This window comes from Liquorilactobacillus vini DSM 20605, from assembly GCF_000255495.1.
Classification (GTDB): domain Bacteria; phylum Bacillota; class Bacilli; order Lactobacillales; family Lactobacillaceae; genus Liquorilactobacillus; species Liquorilactobacillus vini.
In genome coordinates, this window is the sequence record NZ_AHYZ01000141.1 from 1 (window position 1) to 682 (window position 682).

Consider the following 682-nt stretch of genomic DNA (forward strand, 5'->3'; position numbering starts at 1 on the left):
ATGTATTTGTTCCATATCGATTATATCTTGGAAGATTTGTTTTAGGAGAATTTTTAGCATCTACTTTCCTTCCACTTGTTTTTCTTGGCTTTTATGAAATTATTTTTAGAAATAACAAAAAATGGTATCTATTAAGTATTGGCTTATCTTTAGTAGCATATGCTCATATTTTAAGCATCTTTTTAATTTTTGAAATATTTTTAATTATTTTAATTGCAAAGTTTTTTGTTGGAAAAAGATTAACCGTTGATAGAATCAAGTACTTATTGCAAAGTGCCTTGTTAACAATTTTATTAGTTGCTCCAATAATAGTACCTTTTTTTACTGATTATATTGGTAAAGGAGTTAAAGCTCCTTATCAGCAAATAGGTATTCTTAATGATGCTTCAATATTATTAGAGCAATCTTTTTCAAACATAGCCGAAAATAGTAGTATTGGATTAGTTCTTTTAGTCACACTGTTTTTAGGCTGGAGTTGGTCATATAAAGGACTAAACAAAGAAATTTATTTGCTTGGCATTATTTTTACAATAATATCAACATCCATTTTTCCTTGGAAAAGTTTTGATAAAGGACTACTATCAACAGTTCAGTTACCTTTTAGATATCTAATTTATGCTGCACTTTTTTTGAGCATAATAGCATCATCAAAAATTAGTAGCTTGCTTAAGGTTATTTCATT

Annotated in this window: 1 pseudogene; it reads left to right on the forward strand. The window is 27.1% G+C overall.

Annotation, left to right across the window (positions count from 1 at the left end):
• Positions 1-682: pseudogene (locus tag ON15_RS11795) on the forward strand (hypothetical protein); the annotation flags it as partial.